19 protein-coding genes are annotated in these 21,993 nt (G+C 55.4%); 15 read left to right on the top strand and 4 right to left on the bottom strand.

Features of this window, described 5'->3' with window-relative positions; genetic code table 11:
* Positions 1 to 59 precede the first annotated feature (59 nt).
* From IEI95_RS10180 to IEI95_RS10165, 4 genes are all read left to right on the top strand, one after another.
* Positions 60 to 701 carry an NADPH-dependent F420 reductase gene (locus tag IEI95_RS10180; RefSeq protein ID WP_156537569.1) on the top strand — a complete coding sequence of 214 codons (642 nt, stop codon included), beginning with the start codon at positions 60 to 62 and terminating at the stop codon, positions 699 to 701.
* 643 nt (positions 702 to 1,344) lie between these two features.
* Positions 1,345 to 2,634 (top strand): acyl-CoA dehydrogenase family protein, encoded by a 1,290-nt coding sequence (locus IEI95_RS10175; RefSeq protein ID WP_194416376.1) that lies wholly within the window; start codon positions 1,345 to 1,347, stop codon positions 2,632 to 2,634.
* A gap of 50 nt (positions 2,635 to 2,684) precedes the next feature.
* Positions 2,685 to 3,320, top strand: a complete 636-nt coding sequence (locus IEI95_RS10170; protein WP_156537467.1) for a flavin reductase family protein — start codon at positions 2,685 to 2,687, stop codon at positions 3,318 to 3,320.
* 552 nt (positions 3,321 to 3,872) lie between these two features.
* Positions 3,873 to 5,855, top strand: coding sequence for a TonB-dependent receptor domain-containing protein (locus tag IEI95_RS10165; protein ID WP_234894745.1), 1,983 nt, complete (start codon positions 3,873 to 3,875; stop codon positions 5,853 to 5,855).
* Positions 5,856 to 6,137: 282 nt separating this feature from the next.
* Here IEI95_RS10165 and IEI95_RS10160 read toward each other — a convergent pair whose 3' ends face one another.
* Positions 6,138 to 6,995 carry a helix-turn-helix domain-containing protein gene (locus IEI95_RS10160; protein ID WP_156534735.1) on the bottom strand — a complete coding sequence of 286 codons (858 nt, stop codon included), beginning with the start codon at positions 6,993 to 6,995 and terminating at the stop codon, positions 6,138 to 6,140.
* Between the two features lie 220 nt (positions 6,996 to 7,215).
* On the opposite strand from IEI95_RS10160, the gene IEI95_RS10155 reads away from it, so the two are divergent.
* Genes IEI95_RS10155 through IEI95_RS10135 form a run of 5 tightly spaced genes read left to right on the top strand, consistent with a single transcriptional unit; the run spans position 7,216 to position 11,529 of the window.
* Positions 7,216 to 7,971, top strand: a complete 756-nt coding sequence (locus tag IEI95_RS10155) for a maleate cis-trans isomerase family protein (RefSeq protein WP_156534737.1) — start codon at positions 7,216 to 7,218, stop codon at positions 7,969 to 7,971.
* Positions 7,972 to 7,987: 16 nt separating this feature from the next.
* Positions 7,988 to 9,139 carry a thiolase domain-containing protein gene (locus tag IEI95_RS10150; RefSeq protein WP_156534739.1) on the top strand — a complete coding sequence of 384 codons (1,152 nt, stop codon included), beginning with the start codon at positions 7,988 to 7,990 and terminating at the stop codon, positions 9,137 to 9,139.
* Positions 9,139 to 9,561 carry a Zn-ribbon domain-containing OB-fold protein gene (locus IEI95_RS10145; RefSeq protein WP_156534741.1) on the top strand — a complete coding sequence of 141 codons (423 nt, stop codon included), beginning with the start codon at positions 9,139 to 9,141 and terminating at the stop codon, positions 9,559 to 9,561. Before IEI95_RS10150 ends, IEI95_RS10145 begins: the two co-directional genes overlap by 1 nt.
* Positions 9,562 to 9,602: 41 nt before the next feature.
* Positions 9,603 to 10,988, top strand: coding sequence for a 3-oxoacid CoA-transferase subunit A (locus IEI95_RS10140; protein WP_156534743.1), 1,386 nt, complete (start codon positions 9,603 to 9,605; stop codon positions 10,986 to 10,988).
* A gap of 40 nt (positions 10,989 to 11,028) precedes the next feature.
* Entirely contained in the window at positions 11,029 to 11,529 is a 501-nt protein-coding gene (locus IEI95_RS10135; RefSeq protein WP_197433162.1) for an SRPBCC family protein, read from the top strand.
* 421 nt (positions 11,530 to 11,950) lie between these two features.
* Here the strand turns inward: IEI95_RS10135 and IEI95_RS10130 are convergent, their stop codons facing one another.
* Complete coding sequence (locus tag IEI95_RS10130; RefSeq protein WP_081355359.1) at positions 11,951 to 13,198, bottom strand: MFS transporter; 1,248 nt, start codon at positions 13,196 to 13,198, stop codon at positions 11,951 to 11,953.
* A 317-nt stretch (positions 13,199 to 13,515) separates the two neighbouring features.
* On the opposite strand from IEI95_RS10130, the gene IEI95_RS10125 reads away from it, so the two are divergent.
* From IEI95_RS10125 to IEI95_RS10100, 6 genes are all read left to right on the top strand, one after another.
* A complete protein-coding gene (locus tag IEI95_RS10125) occupies positions 13,516 to 14,682 on the top strand; it encodes an acyl-CoA dehydrogenase family protein (RefSeq protein WP_234643932.1) in 1,167 nt (388 codons plus the stop codon).
* Between the two features lie 17 nt (positions 14,683 to 14,699).
* Positions 14,700 to 15,455 (top strand): carboxymuconolactone decarboxylase family protein, encoded by a 756-nt coding sequence (locus IEI95_RS10120; protein ID WP_234891082.1) that lies wholly within the window; start codon positions 14,700 to 14,702, stop codon positions 15,453 to 15,455.
* Position 15,456: 1 nt separating this feature from the next.
* Positions 15,457 to 16,161 (top strand): dienelactone hydrolase family protein, encoded by a 705-nt coding sequence (locus IEI95_RS10115; RefSeq protein WP_156534745.1) that lies wholly within the window; start codon positions 15,457 to 15,459, stop codon positions 16,159 to 16,161.
* Between the two features lie 85 nt (positions 16,162 to 16,246).
* Complete coding sequence (locus IEI95_RS10110) at positions 16,247 to 17,092, top strand: SDR family NAD(P)-dependent oxidoreductase (protein WP_156534747.1); 846 nt, start codon at positions 16,247 to 16,249, stop codon at positions 17,090 to 17,092.
* A 67-nt stretch (positions 17,093 to 17,159) separates the two neighbouring features.
* Positions 17,160 to 17,657, top strand: coding sequence for a carboxymuconolactone decarboxylase family protein (locus IEI95_RS10105; RefSeq protein ID WP_234891083.1), 498 nt, complete (start codon positions 17,160 to 17,162; stop codon positions 17,655 to 17,657).
* 59 nt (positions 17,658 to 17,716) lie between these two features.
* Positions 17,717 to 18,571 (top strand): fumarylacetoacetate hydrolase family protein, encoded by an 855-nt coding sequence (locus IEI95_RS10100; RefSeq protein WP_156534751.1) that lies wholly within the window; start codon positions 17,717 to 17,719, stop codon positions 18,569 to 18,571.
* 247 nt (positions 18,572 to 18,818) lie between these two features.
* Here the strand turns inward: IEI95_RS10100 and IEI95_RS10095 are convergent, their stop codons facing one another.
* Together IEI95_RS10095 and IEI95_RS10090 are read right to left on the bottom strand one after the other, a co-directional pair.
* The gene (locus IEI95_RS10095) at positions 18,819 to 20,330 is read right to left on the bottom strand and encodes a bifunctional 3-(3-hydroxy-phenyl)propionate/3-hydroxycinnamic acid hydroxylase MhpA (protein ID WP_156534753.1); all 1,512 of its coding nucleotides are present in this window, start codon (positions 20,328 to 20,330) and stop codon (positions 18,819 to 18,821) included.
* Positions 20,314 to 21,795 (bottom strand): MmgE/PrpD family protein, encoded by a 1,482-nt coding sequence (locus IEI95_RS10090; protein ID WP_156534906.1) that lies wholly within the window; start codon positions 21,793 to 21,795, stop codon positions 20,314 to 20,316. Before IEI95_RS10090 ends, IEI95_RS10095 begins: the two co-directional genes overlap by 17 nt.
* Between the last annotated feature and the right edge of the window lie 198 nt (positions 21,796 to 21,993).

Here is a 21,993-nt window from a genome sequence, read left to right as displayed (position 1 = left end):
CCGCCCACGAGGGGTTTCCTTCGTGGGCGGCCCCTATTGGCTCAGAGGAAGGACAAAGCATGACCAAAACACTTGGATTTCTTGGGGCAGGTCGCCTCGCACAGATGCTCGCACCAAAAGCGATAGCCGGTGGCTGGCGGGTTATTCTTTCGAACTCGCGTGGACCTGAAACATTGGCTGATTTGGTCTCTCAACTCGGACCAAATGCCAGCGCAGCCACCAGCAAAGACATGGTGTTGGCCGCCGACATTATTATCCTTGCAATCCGGTGGCCACAAATCGCCGATGCCACAGCTGGTCTGCCCTGGGACGGCAAAACCGTCATTGATGCCACCAACAATCGTCTCGGCCCGAAGCCCGAAGATGTCATCGCCATCGGCGATGCAATCGCCAGTGAACTCGTCGCGGGTTATCTACCCGGTGCAAAGCTGGTCAAAGCTTTCAATCATGAGCCGATCCCTGTGTTCGACAAAACACTCCCTCCCGCTGGGGATGAAAGCGTGCTTTTTCTGGCTGGCGCAGATGCGGAGGCCAAGAAGCAAGTTGCGCAATTGATGCGGGATCTGAAGGCGACACCGATTGATCTTGGCACGATTGACGAAGGCGGTTTGCTCATTGCCATGGGCGGCCCGCTGACGAACAAGTTCAAACTATACACACCCGCTGAAGCCGAAGCTGAAACAAAAGCTGCGCTTGTCTAATACGAAGACACGGAGAACATGACGGTTCGTATTCTATTTTCGAATATCTCAATCATCTGATGCATTTGAGATATTCGGAATTTTGCAAGACGAGGATGCGTCGATCTCTTCGAGTCCTTGTATAAGATCTGTTATTCTTCCCGAGAGAGAGCCGCCTCCGGCTCAGGATTGTGTGCGACATTCGTTTCGACGGAGAGCATCGTGCGATAATTACCGTTCGCACACAATTTGAATATTCCAGCATTAATTACCAGTGCGAGATCCTCGGTCATCCGCCAATATTGACCAGAATGATATGTTGACAGCGCATAGGCGCCCTTGGTCAGCATGCCTCAAGGATGGGCAATGATCAGCCCATGAACCCGCCCAGAACCGCAAGCAACACACTTTTCCAAACGCAAATCTAGACCAGCGGCCCCTGCACTTTGAACAGGACGGCGCTGTGCCATACATCAAACATGGGACACCCGCTCACCATACTTGGGCGCTCTTCAGCCATAGATACAACCTATTGAATTTTATATATATTTATATTTGACAATCGATTTTTGTACGCACGACGGACGTACATTGTCTGATCCTTGTTCGTCTTAAGTCGGCCTGACACGATGAATGAAGAGTTCAAAACAAGGAGCATTCAGACGTGGTCGCTGCCAAAGAACGCACCGTGGTACTTGCCACAAAGAGCACTCAAAAACAGGTGACGCCATTGGCGCAACCTGAACCCGGCCTCACACCAGAGCAAATCATACAGCGCGCCATTGACTTACGGCCGCTTTTGCTCGACGGCCAAGCCGACGCAGAAGAGCGAGGCACATATTCTCCTGAAATGCATGAGCGTTTTCGCAAGGCCGGTTTCTATCGAATCCTACAGCCTGTGATGTATGGCGGCTATGAGTTTGATCTGACCGTTTTTTCTCGCGTCATCGTCGAAATTGCGCGGGGCTGCCCCGGTTCTGGCTGGTGTCTCTGCCTTGCTTCCGGGCATGCCGTGAATGCTGCAGCTTTGTTTGATAAGGCCGGCCAAGACATTATCTTTGGCAATGACGGCGAATTCGCAGCCCCGGCACGCGGCGTGCCAGGCGGGACAGCCACGGAGTGTGATGACGGCTGGATTATTGACGGAACCTGGGATTATTGCTCCGGTTCGCCCTATAGCACACATGCTATCGTCGGCGTTCGCATCGCGGGTCCAGCGAAAGACGGACCGCCAGACCTTGGAATTGCAATGGTTCCAAGGTCTGGCTGGGAGATGATCGACAACTGGCGCGACTTCATCGGCATGCGCGCCAGTGGCTCAAACAGTATCCGCATCGACAAGCAATTGATCCCCAAGGCTCTGCTGGTTCGCCAAAACTTCTTCGCCGTCAATATCGATGGTGGCACCGAAGGTTACAAGTTGCACGGTAACTCCATGTATTCAGGCCGTATGTTCGGCTTCTTCCAGGCGGAGATCACTTCAATTTTGGTGGGTGTCGGCTTTGCCGCGCTGGACGAATTCGAACGGATCGTAGGACTGCGGGCAGGGGCTCCGAAACTCGGACCGCCGATGCCAGGTGCGCCGGACTTCCACCGACCCTATGGCGTCGCACTGGGCATGCTCGAAATGGCATCCAATGCTCTCGCAGCCGGCACTCGTTCCTATCTCGACTATTGCGAACGTGGCGTGAAGGACCCCAGCGCTTATACGGAGTTCGACGATCTTCGCATTCAAGCAGGGTTGCAGCACGCGGCGCATCTGTCGATGGACGCCGTCGAGATCCTCTATAGTGCTGCCGGCACGAGCACTTCGGCGAAAAATGGTTCACGGCTTCAGCGCTATTACCGTGACATTTCCATGGCGCGCACCAATCCCGGCCTGCAATTCGACAAAACGGCCATGCAGTTGGCTGCGCGGAAATTTCCAGAAGGACCGCAAGGCCCCCGCCCGTAAGCAACAGGAATTGGAAAACAGGCGCACGCGAAACTCAATGGGAGGTGGGTATGCAACATCACGTTCACACCAACAGCGACAAAATTGCGGCAGACACCAAGAGTGTTCTTCCTGCAACGGACTGGACATCAGAGTCACAGCAGATAGAGACTTCGGCTGTGACAAGCGGAGGCGGACTGACCGCAGCCGAGGAAAAAGCCGCTCTGAAAGCGAAATTCATCTCTGGCATGGGGCGGGTTGCGGCTCCCGTTTCTATTGTTGCCACCGATGGCCCGGCAGGACGTGCGGGCGTCACAATCTCAGCAATGAGTTCCGTCTCTGCCGATGGTGACCGACCGACCCTGATGATCTGCCTCAACCAGTCATCACGCACATGTCAGGCCCTCGAGAAAAACCGCCATTTCACTCTCAATGTTCTGAATGCACGCAAGCATATCCCCATAGCCGATGCCTTTGCAGGCCGTTTCGGGACATTTTTGCCCGATAAATTCGCGATGGGCGACTGGAAGACCAGCCGATTCGGGATTCCAGAGTTGAATGAGGCGACAGCGGTGTTCCATTGCCAAGTCAGCTTCACCCAGATTGTTGGCACGCATATGCTCATTATCGCAGAAGTTGACGAGGTCAGTGAAGCTGAAGGAGCACGGGCTCTCGTTTACTGTAGCCGTGAATATCGTTGCCCTTGAGGGGCTTGCGGGAGGGAGCAAGCCGCAAAATTCAAAGGGAATAATCGTGCAATTTTGATCGCTTTCACACTCTGAAAGCCGTCACCGATCAGGGCGCGACCCCTGATCGGTCATCGTTGATGAATGCAGGCCCGAATGGGAGCGGGTCAACGATTAGCTATTTCCAAAAAAACGACATGCAAAACTTGGGGAGGACAAGGAATGTGTTCAAAGGCAGGCTTATGTCTTGCTGCGAGTTGCTGTGCCCTCACTTTGGGGATGGTTTGCGCGGGAGCGTCCGCACAGGATGGCGCAGTTAAAATAGCAAAGGCAAACCGAAATCCAACGACGGACGCGCAGAAGCTTGATTGTCCCGGCGGTGACCAGACAAAGCGTTCGAAAGATCCCAACACCAAGACTTGCCCGGATCTGACGTTGGTGGACAATGGTTCAAGTGTGGGTCCAAGTGCAGCTCCAGGCCAGGGCCAGGGCCCCGGTTCCGGAGCAGGACCAGGCCCTGGTCAAGGGCCGGGGCCGGGCACCGGTCCGGGGGCCGCGTCTGGACCCGATGGATTGCCGCCGCCGCCCTTCGGAATGATCGTGCCACGTAAATCGTTCAATCTCGGTCCCCCGCTTGGTGGACCTCCGGCGGTGGGCAACATCAATCCGATCTTTGTGATGCCACCGGGCATGGTTGGAGCGCTGAAGCCGGATCAAATTCTGATCGGCCTTGGGGACTTGGCCAAACCGCGCCCGGCTCCGGACGGCTTCAATCATATCGGGACTGAGATCTACACCATGGGAGGGTCCTTCGGGCGCAATCGCGAGACCGTCCAGACCGGCAATTCCAAAGACAATTTCTCGACCTATTTCGCCGGTAGCAGAGTCCAGGATCCGAGCTGGCGTGATAATACCGACAGTAAACAGTACGAATTCTATGGTGACCTTGGTTGGCGAAATGAGACGTCAGCCCTACACCTTTCCTTGAGTGGCCAGGACCTTAAGTCCTCCGGCAACGGTCTGACACCGGCCGAAATGCTTGCGAAGGACCGTTCAAGTTCCTTCATAGCGCCAAGCGGCGACACGGACAGACGGTGGAAGATACAGCTTTCTGGCGAACATGAGACGGACTCAGGTTGGAACGTGAATGGCAAAACCTACATTGGTCACGTGTCACGGACCAAGCAATGGGCCGATGGTGAAACCCCGCAATCCTGCGCCGATAACGCAGCGACACTTTGCAACATGATGGGCTCGCCCTATCTCACCCTGAATGGTAATCGTTTTCCATTATATTCCAGTTCATACCGTTACGCATCGTTTACCAATTACAGTGAAGACGCTTATACCTACGGTGCATCACTCGAGGGACGAGTCAGCGATACCCTTTTGGGGCGGGCGAACGATTTCGTCATTGGGGCCGCACTCGATGGATCCACGACCTCTGGTACGGTTTCGAGAAGCCTGGGTGAATATACCAGCGACTATGTCTACACCAATGACCAAGGGATCTATCAGACAACCTCGGCCGATTTGCGAGCGCTTTATTTCTCGGTTTATGCTGCAGATCAGCTCGCGGTGACGGATCGGCTGACGGTTGGCAGTGCGCTGCGATTTAACGTTTCAGACCTCAATCGCTACAACGGTTCGGCAACGAACGTCACCTACGACTATGATCTGAACATGCACAAAACCGACTACAGCGTCGATCCCTCAATCGGCCTCACCTACAAGTTCAACAGTGATTTGGTGGGATATGCCGGCTACAACCGCGAAAGCCGGGCTCCTACTTCTTTTGGGACGATGTGCAGCAATCTCGCATCAACCTGTGCGTTTCCCAACTTCCCGATCGCCGACGAACCGCTTTTGCAGACGCACTCGAACAATTTTGAAGCTGGCCTTCGCGGACAAAACACCGTACTCGGCGACGCAACCCTCTCATGGAATGTGCGGCTGTTTTCGCAGATGACCTCGGATACCTATTGGCTGGTATTGCGTGAAACACGCCCGATGTTCAGCAATGTAGGCGACAGCTGGCGCCGGGGCGTTCGCTTCAATGCGGCCCTGGAAACCGGTCCCTGGACGATCGGCCTTGACTACATCCTGCAAAAATCAACCTTCGAAAAGGAATTTACGGAATTCAGTTCGGATAATCCCTCTGCAGATGCAATGGGCAATATCACTGTCCCTAAGGGCTCGGAAATGCCCAATATCCCGAACCAGATATTGAACGTGAGTGTCGACTATGCCGTCAATGATCGCCTGAAAATTGGCGCGTTGGGTACGGGAGTTGCTGGAAGCTATGCTCAATTTGACGAAAACAATACGCTCAAAAAGTCAGACCCTTATGCGCTCCTTTCACTGAATGCGAGCTATAAGCTCAGTGACAATGCTGAAATTTTCGGGCTCATAACCAATGTTTTCGATACGAAATATAACGCAATGGCAGCGCTTATAAAAGTCAACTCCATCCCCAGTTTGGGCCTGACAAATTCGTTGGGTTACATTCCTGGCGACGGTCGCGCCTTCTATGCCGGGCTTCGAGTGACATTCTGACGGTTATAAACACCGCAATTTGACACGTCGGAAAGTGCATTCTCAACGTGAGGTGAGTGCAATTCCGCGTGACGTTGCACCAATTTTCCGGCATGCGAAGACGTGCACGCTTCGATAACGAATGCGGCCCAAAGCCGCCTCATATAAGCTTCTGATTGCTGAATGTTCGCATTCCGAGAGACTATTTTTCGTCGTCCGGTTTACCGCCAGACGACGATTTTGGTTTTGTGTCTTGCCTCGATTATTGCCTGAAACTTAAAAAATAAACGGATAGGATTTCGATTAAATCAGCTCGTGCTGTTGCTCATGATGGACATATTTGGCAGTAAAATTCGTATCATATTCAATTGATGCATCGTCCAGGAGCTTTTGTTCAATGAAAGATTGTGCTCGCTTGAGAGCCGGTAAAAACTGAGTGATGCCATCCTGCAGCTTTACAGCACGCGGAAGCCAAACAATGCTCAGACATGCAAGCACACGATTGTCATAACGAATGGGAACGGCGATGGCCGCGATCAGTGGATACGAGTTTCGTTGCTCGACAGCGTAACCATCACTAATAACTTTGTTGATCAAATTTCGAGTGTGGGCACCGGCACCTCGCTGACTATCGGGCCGCTGACTATCGGAATGGGTCCGATCGCCAAAATGTCCGAGATGATCGAGAATCTGCGCCCGCTGTTGTTGGGGGCAGAAGGCCAAATAGGCAAGACCGCATGCACTTGTCAGCATTGATCGGTGGTTGTCATCAAAATCCAGCAGGTTGATATGATAGGGGTTTAGTGAGTGGGTTGTATCGCGCTTGAGCATTGTACAGCTGTAAGCATCGAAGGTGGTGATCTCACTGGTCCAGACCACTTCCTTTTGTAACTCGAGCAGAATGGGCTCAGCCGCCCAGAGCGCCCATACGTCATCCGTCAACCCTTCCTTGAGGGCGCGCGTAGCAATGGTCGGTCGATAGACACCATCGTCACCAAGCGAGATAAGGCCGCTTTTTTCAAGGGTACCGAGTAAACGATAGATCGTGGGTCGCGAGAGCCCGAAATGGGCAACCGTGGCCTGTCTGGTCGCGCCGCCGGTTTCGCTGAGAAACTCAAGCACATTGAGTCCACGGGACAAAGCTCTGATGTTTTCTGACATGTTGTTATTCCTCCCGCGTCAAAATGGGCACTCATTTTAACGTCTGTCAATATGCTTTGCGCTCAAGAGCGGACGGTGCCCATAACGGCAACTTTTGTGGATTGGATGGGTCAGACACCAGGCGGACGAGCGCCACATGGGAGTTGGCTCTAGGCCGTGTCACGGTCAGAAATACGCCCATTGGTGCGCCGTCAAGCGCATGTCTATTCCGGGAGCGAACATGGCAAATGCAGAAACCAATTCGGGGCGGGGCAAAGGTTATGGCTGGCGTCTGAGTTTGGGCATGCTGTTGCCGTCGAGCAACCCGGTGGCCGAGCCGGAACTGACGCGGATGCTTCCGCAGGGGGTTTCGCTCCTGACGACCCGGCTCAAGCTCGCCGGCAGTAGCCGTGAAGAACTCTTGGGAATGACGGGGCAAATCGAAGGTGCAGTTCCCTTGCTGTGCGACGCAGGCGTCGATCGCATTGTCTTCAATTGCACGGCCGTATCAACGTTCGACGTGGAAATGGGCAATATGCTGCGCCAGCGGATCGAAAAGATTGCGGCGCGGCCTGCGACCAGCACCGCAGACGGTGTGATTGCAGGCCTCAAGGCTCTCGGTGCCAAGCGCATCGCGCTGATCACCCCCTATATTTCATCCGTCGTCGAGCGTGAGACGGCATTTCTCCAACATCACGGTTTTGAGGTGGTCCGCGCTGTGGGGCGCGACCTTGATGAAGGCAAGGCGATGTCGTCGGTGGAGCCGGGGCAATGGTATCGCTGGGCGCTGGACCATGCAGGTTGCGGTGCCGACGTTTACTTCCTCAGCTGCACGGCCATTCGCGTCATCGATATCGTCGCCACGCTTGAGCGTGATCTTGGTGTGCCTGTGCTGACCAGCAATCAGGCAATGCTCTGGTGGTGCCTGCGCAATGCTGGGTTGAATGATAGCCCCGAGGCTTTTGGTCGTTTGTTCACCAAACACTTGCCTGCGTAAACATTGGGGAGATGATATGAGTATCCGTGGCAAGGCCTTCATTGTTGGGGCCTACGAGCATCCGGGCCGTAATCTGCCTGACCATTCCGTGCAGCAAATCCACGCAGAATGTGCGATGGGCGCACTTGATGACGCAGGCCTGTCCATCAAAGACGTGGATGGTTATTTCAGCAATGGTCAGTTGGGGTTCGGTGGCATTTCCATGGCCGAATATCTCGGCCTGAGATTGAACTACATCGATTCCACCTTTACCGGTGGCTCCTCCTATATGGCGCATGTCGGCCATGCCGCTGCTGCCATTGCCGCAGGAAAGTGCAAGGTTGCCCTTGTCACGCAAGGGGCCAAGGTGCGGGGTGTTATTCGCGGTGCCAAGCATACTGCGGATACCCCGGAGTTCCCCTTCGAGACAGTCTATGGCGAAACCAATGCGGCCATTTATGCGCTGGCTGCGCGTCGGCATATGCATGAATACGGCACGACGGCAGAGCAGCTCGCCGCCGTCAAAGTTGCGGCGGCGGCCTATGCGCAACACAATCCAAATGCGTTGTTGCGCAAGCCCGTTTCAATCGACGATGTTGTCAATTCACCAATCATTGCGGATCCCCTTCATCGGCTCGATTGCTGCGTCGTGACCGATGGTGGCGGCGCTCTTGTTCTTGTTGCTCCTGAAATTGCGCGCAGCTTGAAGCGCCAGAGCGTGAAGCTTTTGGGTCATGCCGAAGCGATCCGGCATGGTGGAGATGGCCCAAGCGATTTTGCCAGCACGGCAGCGGCGCTTTCAGGACCCCGTGCATTCATTGAGGCGGGTGTCAGCCCTCGAGACGTTCGCTATGCCTCGATTTATGACTCCTTCACAATCACAGTCATTATGACTTTGGAGGATCTCGGCTTTTGCGCGAAAGGTGAGGGTGGTGCATTCGTTGCCAGCGGCGCGCTGGGGCTTGATGGCCTGCTCCCGATCAACACCGATGGCGGCGGCCTCTGCAACAACCATCCTGGCTATCAAGGCGGTATGGTGCGAACCATCGAAGCGGTGCGCCAGCTGCGGGGCGAAGCCAATCCAAATACACAGGTTAAAAACTGCACCATAGCACTGGCGCACGGAACCGGCGGCGGCATGTCGCGGCACGCCAGCGTTACGCTGGTGTTGGGTCAGGAGGACGCGTGATGGAAGACCGTCAAGAAGCGCAAGCGCTTCCCATTCCTGTTCCGGTGGTTTTCCCGGAAACAGAACCATTCTGGACGAATGCCCGGAAAGGCAAGCTGCTGCTGCCGTTCTGTACGCATTGTGCGAAGCCGGTTTGGTATCCAAAAGCATTCTGCACCGCGTGCGGTAGCTTTGAGCTTGACTGGCGTGAAGCGTCCGGCTTGGGCGAAATCTATAGCTTCACGGACGTCATGAAAGGTGAGGGTGCCTATCGTGAGACGCCGGGCTACATTCTTGCGCTGATCGACCTTGATGAGGGCGTGCGCATGCTCAGTAACCTCGTCGACTATAGCCGGGAAACGCTGCGCATAGGTCAGCGCGTAAAGGTCGTGTTTCACAATAGCAGCGACGCCACCGCTCTCCCACGATTCACACCGGCCTGATTTGCCGAATTCAATTTTAGATGTAGTGGAAGGAGGAGGCATTGAACAAGGTCTTCGAAAGTACCAGTGACGCTGTTGCGGATATCAAGGACGGCGCATCGATTGCAATTGCTGGCTTTGGCGTTGGCCATTCCTATCCCAACAGCCTGGTGTTGGCGTTGCAGGCACAAGGGGCCAAGAATCTCGCCATCATCGCGAATTCTCTGGGTGCAGGAGGCGATTTTCGCCCGCAGATACTTGTTCAGAACGGTCAGGTGAGCAGGCTTGTTCTGTCTTTCTCTGTCCGTCCGGGCATGCCTTCGCCGGAAGAGGAAAAGATTGCGGCAGGCGAGATTGCACTTGAGATGGTGCCACAGGGCATTCTCGTGGAGAGACTGCGGGCGGCGGGTGCCGGTTTGCCTGCTTTCTATAGCCCCGTCACTGTCGGAACTCCTCTTCAGGACGGCAAGGAAGTACGGCGCTTTGGCGAGCGGGATTATGTTCTCGAACATGCTCTGCCCGTTGATGTTGCGCTGATCCGTGGATACCGCGCTGACCGTTTCGGCAATGTCGAATTTCGCGGCAGCAGTGCGCATTTTCATGCCAGCTTTGCCAGGGCGGCGAAATTGACCATCGTTGAGGTGGAGCACATTGTTGAAGCTGGCGAAATCTCGCCCGAACGCGTCGGCTTGCCGGGGATTTTTGTTTCGCGCGTCGTGCAGACGGTTGCCAAATATCCGGCCCCTGCGGGCCGGATGGGCCGCCGTGCGCCTGAGAGTGGGCGGGAATATTTCGGCAAACCAGCCTTAACCCGGACGAATATGGCAAAACGTGCTGCTGTACTCTTGCCCGAAGGTGCCTATGTCAATCTTGGCTCAGGCCTGCCCACGCTGGTGGCTGCGCACACGCAGGACAAATCCATCTTTCTTCACGCGGAGAATGGGGCTCTCGGTTACGATCTGCTGCAGGATCCTACGCAATTCGATGTCGATTTTTTCGATGCGGCAGGAAACTTCATCAAAATGCGACCCGGTGGTGCCTTGTTCGACAGCGTAGCCTCCTTTGAAATTGCGCGATCAGGAAAGCTGTCCGCGATTCTTTTGGGGGCCTATCAGGTCAGTGAAAAGGGTGATCTCGCCAATTGGGCCGTACCGGGCCAGTCCGGTGGCGGCATTGGCGGCGCTATGGATCTCGCGTCGTCCGGGAGCAAGGTTATCGTTCTCATGGAACATTGCGATGGCAAGGGTAAGCCAAAATTTGTGCGCGAATGCTCCTATCCGCTCAGCGCGCTTGCGTGTGTCGATACGGTGGTGACTGACCTTGCGCTGCTGGTGCGTCAGGGAAATGGCTTTGAAGTGACTGCGATTGCAGAAGGATTCACGCCAGATGAAATTCGTGCGCTGACACCGATCGACATCACATTTGCACAATCACTAGAGGCGATGTGAGCGGCCTGATGCCGCCATTGGGTCGGTATCAGGCGGTGGCGTGAACAAAGGTGGGGACGATTTTTTTAATCTTCCGTTTCGTTCCGGGACGGAAATAACAAGGGAGAAGACAATGAAACTATCTCAGTCAGTCGAATTGAAGGCACCCGCTGCGGAAGTCTGGACGTTCATCAGCGATTTTTACAATTTTCATGCTTGGCAGCCCCATATTGAATCTACGGCTCCGGGGCCAGCCAAGGGTGAGCGCATTGTCAAGATGAAGCGCGGCAACACCATCCTTGATCGCATTGCTGTGCTTGACAATGAAAAGCGCACACTTGCTTACGAAATGGTTCCGAACCAGGATCTGCCTCCAGGTGCGCCGAAGCTTGAAGGGTTTCTGGCGACATTCGTTGTGGGTGAGTCAGGTGCGGGCTCTAAAGTTGAGTATAGCATTGCTGTTGACGTGCCGAGTGCGATCCAGGAAATGGCAGAAAAAGGAATTGGCAGCGACATCTCCGGTGCCTTGCAGGGGCTGAAGGACAAGTTTGAAGAAGCCTGAGATCTGAACAGGATTTCAATACCGGGTCATTTGAACCGCCGCTCGCAAGAGCGGCGGTTTTTCTTTGTGGATGACATGCAGCGATAGGGTTTTGACGGTTCATGACAAACATCAAAAAGTGACGCAGCTGTTCATTCAGCTCCTCGAAATGCTCGGAGCAAGCGGCAAACCAATGAAGGTCGGATGGGGTTATCAAGCACGGTTGTGGTGTCGAGGCTTCAACCAGTTTGATTGGCATGGGGTTGTGTCGGCACTCAGCAGAATAGGGTTCCGTGGAAGTGGCCTGCCCAAACAGGAGAAGGCCGACATGGCTTTCGCCACCGTCGACCTTCTCCTGTTCTTTCATCGCAACCTGATCCCGTTACGAGTGCGTAACCACGCCTGTAAGGCCGGGCGGGCGCGGGCGCCGCCCCTCAACCATTTAGGTGGCGTGTACCTGGGGGGTGCCGGACAAAAAAGCCCGACGATTGGTGGCCATCAGCACTGCGGCAATACCATTCAGCGCGGCAATGGTCAGGACACTCGGCATATAGGTGTGGGTGTGATCGAACAACTGTCCGACAACGATTGGCGCGACAGCGCTTGCGATCGTCATCATTGAAATTGCAAAGCCGGAGACCGCAGCAAAATGCCGTGAATCAAAGGTTTCGCTCAGCAGGGCCATTGAGCTCACCTGCACCGCACCATAGCCCGCGCCCAACAATACGGCATAGGCATAGAGCATGATTGAATTATGAGCGTAACCGAGTGTCAATATACCAAAAGCAAAGACAAGGAGGCCAGCCGCGAGAATATTGCGGGTTCCCAAACGCTCACTGAAGGCTCCAACGGCGAAGTTGCCCAGCAAGGTCGAGGCGGCCATCAAGGATAGTGATGCTGCAGCATCCGTCGGGGCAAAGCTGGAATCATGCAGAAGCGCCAAGCCATGGGCGATATAGAATGAACATCCGGCACCAGCCGTGACAATGCATGTGATCACCAGCCACAGTGCCGGTGATTTGTAGACCGAGCCCTTTTGATCTCCCGAAGCATCGAATTGTGCGAATTTCGCAACATTGGCATCGCTTGCGCCCGGTGGCGTATCGCGCACAACGAAGATTGCCAGAAACAAAGCCAAGGCTCCGGCACCGATGAAGACCAGCCATCCGGCGCGCCAATCGCTAAGGGCAATGGACCGGCTAATCAGCGGTGCCGCAACAAAACCGCCAACGCCCATTGTGGCATAAAGCACCGCAAAGGCCCGAGCCCGCTTTTTATCAAACCAGGCTGCGACACAAGCCTGATTGGCAACGAAACCACCAGCACTCATGGCCAAGCCCATGAGGATGCCAAATGCAACGACGACCTGCCAGGGCTTTTCAACCCAGAAAGCCATTGCGCTCGCTCCAAGCAGCAACAACAGGCTGCCTGCGATCAGCACGAGGCGTGCACCAAAGCGATTGACTGCGGATCCGACGAGCGGCGCTGTAATGCCGGTAACGGCCATGTTGACGGACACGAGCAGCCCGAGGAGACTGCGATCCCAGCCCAGCGATGTGACCATGGACGTGTTGATCACGCTTGCACCGTAGATGGGAAACGCCGCGTTCATGCATAGGATAAGCGAGCATGCGGCCAGGATGGCTCGGCCATACCGAGGATGTGTGGAATGAAATGGAAACAGCCTCATTGGGCGACCTCTTGATATCGAGAACGTTCCGAATATCGGAGACGGGCGCAATTAACCATTTAACTGCGTGACTTGAACACTAAAGCCTTCAGCAGCACCCTACATCTTGGCTGACGCAGGCGTCCGGCAGATGTATCCGTGTACACATACCGGACATGGCCTTGACCCTTGTTGTCGATTGCCAATGGCGGGTTTCAAATCATCCTCAGGAGAGTACTCGTCCCAATTGCGAGGGCTCATGCGGAGGGTGAGGTGCGTTAATGGTAAATGTTGAGCGAAAGTTCGAAACTGTTGGATTGGAGCCGCCGGAGCCGAACTTGCAGCCAGATGAGATGATCGCGCGAGCTACGGCCATGATCGGCACACTCAGAGCGCGCCAGGCGGATGCCGAGGCCGGTGGGCGCCTGCTGGAGGTTACTCATCAGGAGTTCATGCGGGCTGGGTTCTATCGTGTTGTCCAGCCGCGTCGTTTCGGTGGCTACGAATTTGACCTGACCACTTACGTGAAGGTGATGATGGAAATCGCCCGCGGCTGCCCTTCGAGCGGCTGGGTTCTTGCGCTTGTGTCCGGCCATCCCATCATGCTGGCTGATTTCAGCGAACGTGCTCAGATCGAAGCCTATGGCGATGACGGAGATTACCGGTGTCCCTCGGTTGGATCGCCGGTTCCGGTGACGCTTGAAAAGGGCGGATTTCGTGTCAGCGGCGGCTGGGACTATGCATCGGGTTGCGATGTCTCAACCCACGCCATGGTCAGTGGTCTGACGCCGGAAGCCGACGGCAGTATGACGCCCCGATTGATGCTGGTTGACCGTTCTGATTATGAAATCGTCAATAACTGGGACATGATTGGGATGCAGGGCACCGGTTCTCGCCGGCTTGTGGTCAAGGATGTGTTCGTGCCGGAATATCGCACCGCTCCCATCGTCATGTGGCGGGGCGAGCGTGGCGCGGCTGTGCATGCAAACCCAATGTATAACGGTCGCAAAGCATCGTATTTTGTGATTGAGCTGGGTGCGGTTGTCGTCGGCGCTGTAAAGGGTGCGCTCGATATTTTCGAAGACATTTTACGCAACAAGCCGATGCGGTTCTCATCAAAGCAGCGCTTGTACGAGAGCCACGAGTTCCAGCAATATTATGGCGATGCCCAAACCAAGATCGATTCCGCCGAAGCGCTGCTTTTGAAGGTGACGGAACGCTATCTCGAAGCGTGCAGCCTGCACCAGGAAACTGGCGAGGGTTTCACCGAAGAGACCGACAGACGGCTCTTTGCTGCCGCCCAGGAGGCCTGCCGCCTTGCGTGGGACGGGTTGGAAATCATCTTCACCACGGCGGGCACGAGCACCGGGGCCAAGCAATCCATGCTTGCCCGTATCTATCGAGACGCGGCCGTGCAGAAAACCCATTTTGTTCAGCAACGGTCGCGCACCGCCGTCAACGCCGCACGCCTTCACTTCGGGCTTGCCCCGCTCAGCCCGTTCTGACTGCCATGGAGACCATCTTGACATCAGCAGGGTCGTCGCTCGATCCAGACTGGATCCGTGCGGAGTTTAAACGTCGGCGTGGTCACTGGCATGATGACTGGGAGGCGATGCTTTCCTACTCACCAGCCTATGTTGCGGCCTATCTCGATTTCTCCGTCTATTCCGACGAGCAAGGGTCGATATCGCCAAAAATGCGCGAATTGATCTATGTGGCAACGAATTGTTCGCCCACACATATGTTCGAAAAGGGCTTTAAAAACCACGCCCGGCAGGCACTGGAATTGGGGGCTAGCCCGTCAGAGCTTCTTTGCGTGGTCGCAACGGTCAGCGCGATGGGCATTCACTCTTATCTGCTTGCCGCGGAAGCAATTGCCGAGTTCGCACCCGGGGAAATTGTTGTCGATGAGCCGTCAGCTTCGATGGTGCGCAAGGAGCATCTCGCCGTTTTCGGGGCCGTCTTGGAAGAAGTTCAGGCCGGAATAAAGCTTGATCCGAAATTCTATCAATGCTGGCTCAATTTCGCGGCCGCCCCAATGCGGGGCCCGGATGCGACATTGTCGATGAAGGAGGCGCATCTGATCGCGCTTGCGGTTCATGCGCAGGTCACACAACTCAATCCGGTCGGTGTGCGTCAACATGTGCGGGCAGCGCTGGAGCATGGCGCAAGCGCGCGGGAAGTGCTCGATGTGTGCAAACAGATATCGAGCATGGGCATTCACGCCATGGTTTTTGGCCTGCCGATCATCAATAGCTTAACACGGGGAGGTGTTTGAGATGCGGGGTGTTGAGCGGCGTTATGACGCCGGAGATACAGAATGTATCGGATATTATGCGGCCGGAGACAGCGCCGCCAAAGCCGGCGTTCTGTTGTTGCATGAAGCTCCTGGGCTCGGACCCCATATGCGCAGACGCGCCGACATGCTGGCGAGCCTTGGCTATCACGCCTTCGCTGCGGACTTATATGGGGCAGGGCAGCTGGTGAAAGAGCATGCGCAGGCGCGTGCCTTGGTGGGCGCACTGAAAGCACAACCCGATCTGTTGCTGGCGCGTGTCGAAGCCGGGTTGCAAGCCCTCGCTGACGCCGCCGGGCTGGATGTCGGGGCCATCGCGGTCGCTGGCTATTGTTTCGGTGGCTGGTGCGGGCTGGAACTTGCAAGGTCGGGTGCGCCGATAAAAAGCGCCACCGTCTTCCATGGCGCACTCACAAGCGAGCGTGGTGCGGCAGCCATCAACACCTCGCTGATGGTTTGTGTCGGAGATGCCGACCCTTTTTCGCCGATGAGCCAAATACACGGCTTCCAGCAGGACATGAGCACCGCAGGTGTTAACTACCAACTGTGCCTCTTCGGGGGGGTCGGTCACGGTTTCACCGATCCCGATATTCATGAGGCTGGTCCCGGCTTTGGCTATGACGCCACGGCTGACGCCTGCTCATGGGGCGCTTTCATTTCCCTTCTGGGTGAAACACCGGCTGCCTAGAGTTTGTCAAGGAAAAATGGGCTCTGATCTCTCTGAAAAGACAAACGAAAACAATAGGCTGTAGCTGTAACATAGGATGCAACGGATGAAATTCGACGGCAAATTGGTACTCATAACGGGTGCAGCGACCGGCATCGGTCGCGCGACTGCACGAAGCCTTGGCCAGTTGGGTGCCCGGGTTGTTATCGTGGATATCAACGAGGACGGCGCGAAAGAAGCGGCCAAATCCGTGCCCGGCGGCAAGGCGGTGGCCTTCCGCTGTAATCTCGCCAACGATCAGGAGGTCGCTGACTTGCAGCGACAGGTCGAAAGCAGCTGCGGTGTGGTCGATATCCTCATCAACAACGCCGCCAAGCCTCCGGTCACCGGCTCTATCTTGAATGTTGGTCTCGATCAGTTTCAAGCCGCATTCGATGTCAATGTGCTGGGCTATCTTCGCACCATCAAGGCTTTTTTGCCGGGAATGCTGGAGCGCAACACGGGCCACATCGTCAACACCTCGTCTGCATTGGCGCTGCTCCCTGATCCTCCCATCCGTTTCATGGGCCCCTATATCACCTCAAAAGGCGCCCAGATTTCCTTGAGCTATGCCTATGCGCATGCCCTAAGCGGAACCGGTGTCGGCATCTCGGTTTTCTGCCCCGGGATTACGGCAACCGCCGAGATGCCGGGCGGCATCCCACCGACCCCGCCGCCGGGAATGCCTGCACCAGAAGAGTTTTCCATCGGTGTTCCGACGCGGCGCACTGTGCGTGTGCCGGCAGAACATGCCGCAAAGGTCTTGATTGAAGGCCTTGAGCGGGACGCCTTCCTGATTTGCTCGCAGTCCAATTATCAGCCGGACCTCATCGCATTCGCATCGTCTGGTTATGATCCAGCTTCGATTGTTGGAGAGGCACTGGGCGAGGCAAAACGAAGCTTGGGGGCATAAGGCTATGGGACGCATAAAATATTTGCGAATGGAGGATCTCCAGCCCGAGCATCGCAACATCCCGCGCATGACGTCGAATATTACGCGGGCCGTTGCCCATAGTCCTGTCCTAGCGAACCTTGTTGCAGCAAGGGGAATGTATTTCCGCCATCAAAGTGGATTGAACCCACGCCTGCGCGAACTGGCAATCTTGCAAGTCGGCTACAGCACTCGCTCTGCCTATGAATGGGCGCATCACGTTGATGTGGCGCTTTCCTTTGGGGTGAGCCGGGACGATATCCGGGCGATTGGCGTGGAGAGCGAAGGTGGTGAGACCCACCTGGAGCCGCTGGCGCGGGTGGTGCTGGCGGCAACAAGAGAACTCACAGATCACATCACGCTCTCCGGGGAGCGTTTCGATCAACTCGCACAAGCCCTTAGCAGCGAGCACCTCGTGGATCTGCTGGTCACCATCGGCGAATATACCGGTCTCGTTCGCGTCATGGCGGCCATCGAGATTGATCTGGAGCCAGAATATGCGCCGTTCCTGGAGGAGTTTCCACTCCCCGCGACCGGAAGACTTTGATTGCCGGTCAACGGTGAATGCTCAATCCCAGAACCGGTACAAACAGGAGTGCTTAAGACATGAAACTACTGAGTTTTGAAACCCAGAACCGCAAAAGCTTCGGTGCTGTCATTGATGACGGCGTTATCGATCTTGGGCGCAAGTTTGAAGGGCGCTATGCAGATCTTCTGGCGGTCCTTGAAGCAGATGCCCTCCCTGAACTTGAAGCTGCATGTGTCGGGGTAAAGCCGGACTATGCGTTAACGGATATTACGTTTCTTCCGGTCATCCCCAACCCGCCAAAAATCATCTGTATTGGCGTGAATTATGAGGCGCACCGCTCTGAAATTGGCAGAGACCCCAGCAAGAAGCCGATGGTTTTTGCGCGGTTCCCAGCCAGCCAGATTGGCCACATGCAGCCTTTGGTGGCTCCGCCCGAGTCCCATACATTTGACTATGAAGGGGAGATCGCAATCATCATTGGTAAACCCGGTCGCCGGATATCGCAGGCCGATTCCTGGAGCCATATTGCCGGCTATGCGCCTTATAATGACGGCAGTATTCGTGAATGGCAGGGCCACACCGGGCAATGGACGCCGGGTAAGAACTGGTATCAAACGGGTGGCTTTGGCCCATGGATGTCAACGCGCGGCGAAATTCCTGACAACGCGCCGCTGCACCTCAAGACACGCGTTAACGGACAAGAAGTCCAAAGTGCGGACGCCAGCCAGATGATTTTCTCTATCCCGGAAATTATCGAGTATTGCTCAATCTTTACCCCGCTGGAAGCGGGTGATGTGATTGTTACGGGAACGCCCGGTGGCGTCGGCGTTCGCCGCAACCCGCAACTTTTCCTCAAGGATGGAGACATTGTTGAAGTCGAGATCTCCGAAATTGGCATCTTGCGCAATTCGATCAAGGCAGAGCAGGTCTAAAAATCTTGTGCGAAAAATGATCGGATACGGCTTTATGGCCGTGTTCGATACCCCTGAGCAAGGCTTATCTGTTTTCTATTATAGCGTTGTGCACCATCGAGAGTGCCAACGCTATCATGTTTTATAGTCGTTGCATATTTTCCATTTCATCCGATCCATATTGAAAGTCAGATCCAATGAAATCGAGGCCATTCAGCATCCAGATCGGTGACGCTGAACGGCCTCAAGAAGGCTGCCTATGGAAAATTTACCCTTGAGCGGTCATCTCAATCATGTCTGTCTGCTGCCCCCAAGTGGGAAGCAATTCTGAGATACGATCAAGGTCTTGCGGGCTATTGGCGATCCCCAAAATGTAGCGGTCGGGCCGAATGATAATGGCCATCGCACCAATCTCAGCCAAATAGTCGCCGCCCTCATCAGCAAGGCAGACCAAGCCGATGTCATGCCATCGCCTTTGCGTGTCTTGCGACACCTTATCCAACACACCCTGCGCACCAAGAACCACGAAAGCATTGCCGACCACGTCGTCTAGCGGGCGACCGGACGTCAGGATCGGTTGCCGCGAAATCATTCCCGCCGGGAGCGGTTCTGATCCATGAAGTCCATCGCCAAGTTGTGCGTTGATTGAGGTGATAAACCGCCCACCCTTTGCCAGATTCTCATCTCTCGCGCGCGCCAGTTCAGGGTCAACTGTCTGAATGATACTGCCGATCTGTATGGCATTCTCGATATATTTGCGAACGTGTGGTGCTCGTTCCTGTTCATACGTATCGAGGAGCTCCTCCGATGCTATGCCTTTGATCACATGGGCGAGCTTCCAGGCGAGATTGGAACTGTCCCTGATGCCAGCACAAAGCCCCTGACCAAGAAAAGGTGGTGTCTGGTGCGCGGCATCTCCGGCAAGAAGCACCCGATCCACTCGCCATGGCTTCGCCATGACGGCGTGGAAGAAATATGTCACGGCGCGTTCGATCTCCCCATCATCGGGTGTGAGCCAGGGCGATAGAAGACCCCAAATCCCCTCAGGCGTCAGAAGCTGTTCAAGATCATCCCCGGGCATCACCATAAATTCCCATCGGCGTCGATTTTTGACGCAGCGCATGAATGTCGTGGGGCGCACCGGGTTGCAAAATTGAACCGTACCGTCCGTCAGGCCGTCAACATCCCGGTTCATCAGCAGATCGACCACGATCCAACGTTCATGGCTTCCGAGGTCTTCAAGCTGGCTCGAGATCATGCCACGAACAGGTGATCGTCCGCCGTCACATCCAACAAGGTAGCGGCCTTTGATTGATGCGGTCTCGCCAGTCTTGCGCGTGCGGTATTGTGCTACAACGCCGTCTTCGCCCTGTTTGAGTGAAACGATTTCACAGCCCGATAACACCTTCGCGTGCGGGAAGCGATTGAGGCCCTCCCGCAACACCGTTTCCAGTGCGGGTTGGTGAAAGCGATAACTTCCATGCCAGTTCTGTGGCCCCACTTCGGCGGGACGCGGCCAGTGCAGGATGACTTCGTGCTGTGCGTTGATAAAGGTCATGCCGGGATTGACATGTGTGTCGGGCTTGATCTTGTCTGCAAGTCCGATTGTTTGAAACACCCGCATCACCTCCCCATCAAAATGGGTCGCGCGCGGCAGCGTAAACATCGTTTCATCGGCCTCAACGATGCATACCGTCAGGTCCATGCTGCACAGCAGGTTCGCCAAGGTGGCACCTGTTGGACCCAACCCTACAATGACGACATCAACTGACCCTACCATAATCTCTCCTCTCCAGTTCTGCGGCCGATATGATTCCGGCGTTTTGCATGTCTTCCCTGTCATGGTCTGCCACCGTTTTGGGTGCCAGTGAATTGTCTATCTCCGTCATGATCGCCGCCAGTTCCGGCCCAGCCGTTGGATTGTTCAAGTCCAGACAGCATTGCTCGATGTGCATCGCCAGGCTTTCACGGATGATGCCGCGTGCGAGACGGCGAAATTTTCCTCGTGCCAAATCAAGATCGAAGGGTTTGGCGGGGTCGCCGAGGGCGTCCGATATGGCAATTGAAGCAATAGCCCGTTCGTTAATGAAAAGATCGATGCTCGCGGGGTAATTCTGAGGGCATTGGCGCGCCAGTTCAGGATCGGCAACAACCTCCACCTTTTTTGCAAACTCCACCACCGCTGGATCAGCCACGGCATCGGTTCGCTCGATATCGAGCAATTTATCCGGCCAAAATGCCGCCAGTGCTAGATTGTAGCTGCAACTGGTAATGCGAGAAAGGCGGCTCAAACTGACATCATGATGGCCAATCATGCCAGCATGCACGGGCGGGGCTTTCACAACAACCTTGGTCACAGTGTCAAGCGGAACACCCTGTTTCAGAAGCATTTGAAAGCCGTCGATGGCGGCTATGGCGTGCTTCGCTGCGCAATAAGGTTTGATACTGGTGCCAAGGACGGCCGCCTGACCTTCAAAGACATTCAGGAGAATATCCTTCTGTAATGTTACGCCGTGGCTTCGGGCGGGCCACTCTCCATCCATGAAGCTTCTATCGCCATTGAAGCCTTTCGAGGCACTGAGGGCGGCGATGCAGCCCGTTTTTGCGGCAAGGCCCGCGAGCAACCAACGCGCAGAGGTTCCCGCGCTGCCAACCACCCCGCCACTCACGCTGCCGCCCGGCCTTCCACTCGACGTGGAAAGCGCAATGGCCAGGGCATGCGCTGTCCTTTCCCAATCCAAGCCCAAAAGCTTTGCGGTGACTGCGGCTGTTGTGACCGGTGCAAGCAGATAGGTGGGCCAGATGCCCTTGTGTAAGATATCAGGACCGGACACCGCTTCGCCAAGGCGGGTCATGATCTCATATCCCGCGTGGAGTGCATCGATAAACAGAATGGTGTCAGCACGATCCGCCAGATCGGCCATCAAAGACAAAGCCGTCATAACCACAATCGCGCCCGGCGTTGTGCATGAGGGCATATGCACATCGTCCACCTCGCTGAGCCGTGCGGTGGCGACCCTCAGAGCAATCGTGTCCAGTGTTGAGCGCGTCAGTGGTGCCAATGATTGGGATTTCTCATCTCTGAGCCGTGAAAGACGATGGCCTTCTCGTGTCGCACGCCCTGCAATCCATGCACCGATAGTGTCGAGGGCGTGGATAGACAGGCCCTGCGAAACAAGGGGATCTTGCCGAAAGGGTGCTCCTGAAGCGATCCGTTTGGAAACGTCGTCAATCAACGTGGTCATCGATGGGTTCCCTTTGCGTGTTCTTGAAGAGCTTGGCTTGGCTGCCATCTGCTTGCAGGAAGGACGAAGTCCTGCCCGGGCGCATTGAAGCCAGATTGATTTTATGACCGCGGAAAAACATGAACTCCCCCCAGAGTGAGGTCGCGACGCGTCAGCGACGCTCAAAGATTTGGCACGCCTCTTTAAAAATGTCAATTA

Origin of the sequence: Agrobacterium vitis (assembly GCF_014926405.1) — a bacterium.
GTDB lineage: Bacteria > Pseudomonadota > Alphaproteobacteria > Rhizobiales > Rhizobiaceae > Allorhizobium > Allorhizobium vitis_H.
This window is presented reverse-complemented; position numbering and strand designations above follow the sequence as displayed.

Coding starts and splice junctions, on each gene's coding strand:
- IEI95_RS10090 (WP_156534906.1), bottom strand. CDS start 21,795: ATGACCACGTTGATTGACGACGTTTCCAAACGGATCGCTTCAGGAGCA.
- IEI95_RS10180 (WP_156537569.1), top strand. CDS start 60: ATGACCAAAACACTTGGATTTCTTGGGGCAGGTCGCCTCGCACAGATG.
- IEI95_RS10145 (WP_156534741.1), top strand. CDS start 9,139: ATGGAAGACCGTCAAGAAGCGCAAGCGCTTCCCATTCCTGTTCCGGTG.
- IEI95_RS10105 (WP_234891083.1), top strand. CDS start 17,160: ATGACGTCGAATATTACGCGGGCCGTTGCCCATAGTCCTGTCCTAGCG.
- IEI95_RS10130 (WP_081355359.1), bottom strand. CDS start 13,198: ATGAGGCTGTTTCCATTTCATTCCACACATCCTCGGTATGGCCGAGCC.
- IEI95_RS10115 (WP_156534745.1), top strand. CDS start 15,457: ATGCGGGGTGTTGAGCGGCGTTATGACGCCGGAGATACAGAATGTATC.
- IEI95_RS10155 (WP_156534737.1), top strand. CDS start 7,216: ATGGCAAATGCAGAAACCAATTCGGGGCGGGGCAAAGGTTATGGCTGG.
- IEI95_RS10100 (WP_156534751.1), top strand. CDS start 17,717: ATGAAACTACTGAGTTTTGAAACCCAGAACCGCAAAAGCTTCGGTGCT.
- IEI95_RS10170 (WP_156537467.1), top strand. CDS start 2,685: ATGCAACATCACGTTCACACCAACAGCGACAAAATTGCGGCAGACACC.
- IEI95_RS10150 (WP_156534739.1), top strand. CDS start 7,988: ATGAGTATCCGTGGCAAGGCCTTCATTGTTGGGGCCTACGAGCATCCG.
- IEI95_RS10110 (WP_156534747.1), top strand. CDS start 16,247: ATGAAATTCGACGGCAAATTGGTACTCATAACGGGTGCAGCGACCGGC.
- IEI95_RS10160 (WP_156534735.1), bottom strand. CDS start 6,995: ATGTCAGAAAACATCAGAGCTTTGTCCCGTGGACTCAATGTGCTTGAG.
- IEI95_RS10095 (WP_156534753.1), bottom strand. CDS start 20,330: ATGGTAGGGTCAGTTGATGTCGTCATTGTAGGGTTGGGTCCAACAGGT.